The organism is Rhodoferax ferrireducens, assembly GCF_049302455.1.
Lineage (GTDB): Bacteria > Pseudomonadota > Gammaproteobacteria > Burkholderiales > Burkholderiaceae_C > Rhodoferax > Rhodoferax ferrireducens_B.
In genome coordinates, this window is the sequence record NZ_JBAQMD010000077.1 from 1 (window position 1) to 2,008 (window position 2,008).

Sequence of the window (2,008 nt, forward strand, 5' to 3'; positions counted from 1 at the left end):
CATCCGCCGTTCAACGGCACCGTCGAGGGCGACCGCGTCCGCATCGGGTCTCAGGTGAATCTGGGCTTTGCCGTGGCGCTGGAGGGCGGCCTGGTCACTCCGGTCATCCACGACGCCGGCCGCAAAAGCCTGCAGAACCTCGCTGAACTGGCGGCCGAGCTGGTCCGCCGCGCCCGCAGCGGCACGCTGCGCCCACAGGATGTCGACGGCGGCACCTTCACTCTGTCGAACTTGGGCAGCCACGGCATCGACGCCTTCACGCCCATCATCAACCCGCGGCAGATTGCCATCCTGGGCCTTGGCCGGGTGCGTGAGATCGCGCAGCGCAGCGGCGGCGGTATGACCTGGCGGCAATGCATGGCCGTGAGCCTGACCTTCGATCATCGCGTCGCCGATGGCGTGCCGGCGGCTGTGTTTCTGCAGGATCTGGCGCAGTTCCTGAGTCGTCCGGAGGGCTTCCAGTCCGGCGGCTGAGCCTCACGGTCGGCGCCGCGTCAGTCCCTGATGATGCTCGTGCGGCGATGCTCGTCATCCGGGAACACGCGGCCGGTCATGATGGTTTGCCAGATATGGTCGAAGACCTTGCCCGGCTCGCCGGGCTTCTTGCCGGACCGAAAGTAACTGTGGCCCTTGGGCGTGTCGTAAGCGGTGTTCACGTCGTCACAATCCACGGCGTAGACGTTCGTTGGCGTCATGGCCATGTTCTCGGGGCCGGTATGGCCCAGGCGACGCGAGGCGATCTTGTTCTTCAGGTTCGCCACCTTGCTTGAACGCAGCGCCAGGTCGTCCGAGGCGTAATACACCACCACATTGCGCGATGCGTGGCTGATGAGCTCACCGGCGTGCCCCTTGTGCACCGATTCGTTCTCGATATCCGCCGCCACCAGATAGGTGTTTCGAAACAGCAGCGGCACGCCGCTTGGCAGGTCGTACTTGTCCCAGGCACACAGCGTCTCGCGCAGCACGCGATTGCCCATGGAGTGCGCCAGCATGTTGATGCGCTTCAGACACGGATCGTCGGTCGGGTTGCGCTGGGCGTCATCGCGCCATTTCATGAAGTGCCCCAGCACCCGGGCCAGGGAAAAGGCACTCGCGTCGGCCGCCTTCTGGTCGTCCCAGTAGTCCTTGACGATTCCCTGGTCATCGTCACAGGGCCATACCACCGGCAGCACCAGCAGCTCCTTTTGCTTCTTTTTGTCGCACAGTGCCTGCAACTCCGCCGCCCCGTCGAACACCGCCTCCGGCAGATTCGAGAAGCCGTGGAGGTACACCAGCAACTGCCGATACGGCGAGGACTTCAGCTCGGACATCAGATTGAAGCCGCCGATTTCCTCGTATTTATCCTTGCCCAGCCGCCGGCAATAGAACACCGAGTTGGAGGCTGCGTTGTTCTTGAGATCGAAGTCGAAGACACGGCCGACGCGGCTCTTGATGCTCTGCGTCGGGAAGCGGTTGGTTATGAACAACATGGCACGACCTCTCATGCAAGCTTGAGGGCGCACAGTGTCCGCCGCCCTGCGCCGCTCTGCCATGCACTGATACACATTCGGCGCGATGGGGCTTGCCGTCAGATACGATGCCGCCTGTGCGACAGTCCATCGCAGTGCCCACGGTTGCGAACTTGGCGGCTTCGAGCAAGGTCAAACAACCCGCACCTTGGCCCGAGTGAAGGAGTAAGCCATGCATATTTCGCGTTCAGCCCTGAAATTTGCGGCAGCGTTCGCCGCGGTCGTGCTGTGCACCTCGTCGATCTCTGCGGAAACCGTTCTCACGACACAGGATGCCGTCGAAGTGTCCGTGTCCGACGTGCGGGTTAGCGGTTCCGGCCTGCAAGGCGAGATTCACAATCAAACCGATGCGACTTTGATTGGAGCCGAACTTCTGGTGCGTCACCGCTGGCTGTGGGCTGACGAGCTGCATCCCGGCACCGACGACCCGGGCTGGGTCGAAATACACCCCGTGAACGTGACCATCCCGGCCGGTGACACTGCGCCATTCAGCGTGCAAC

At 63.0% G+C, this 2,008-nt stretch carries 3 protein-coding genes; 2 read left to right on the forward strand and 1 reads right to left on the reverse strand.

What is annotated here, in order from left to right; translation table 11 throughout:
• The coding region (locus tag WA157_RS13885; RefSeq protein WP_422621527.1) for a 2-oxo acid dehydrogenase subunit E2 at positions 1–474 on the forward strand (474 nt) is incomplete at its 5' end.
• Positions 475–494: 20 nt separating this feature from the next.
• On the opposite strand, the gene WA157_RS13890 is transcribed toward WA157_RS13885, so the two are convergent.
• Positions 495–1,469 (reverse strand): alpha/beta hydrolase, encoded by a 975-nt coding sequence (locus WA157_RS13890; RefSeq protein WP_422621528.1) that lies wholly within the window; start codon positions 1,467–1,469, stop codon positions 495–497.
• Positions 1,470–1,680: 211 nt separating this feature from the next.
• Here WA157_RS13890 and WA157_RS13895 point away from each other — a divergent pair.
• Positions 1,681–2,008, forward strand: a 328-nt coding sequence (locus WA157_RS13895) for a hypothetical protein (RefSeq protein ID WP_422621529.1), incomplete at its 3' end; no start/stop codon positions are given.

Excerpts from the sequence above, each read along its gene's own strand:
- WA157_RS13890 (WP_422621528.1), bottom strand. The coding sequence starts at position 1,469 with ATGTTGTTCATAACCAACCGCTTCCCGACGCAGAGCATCAAGAGCCGC.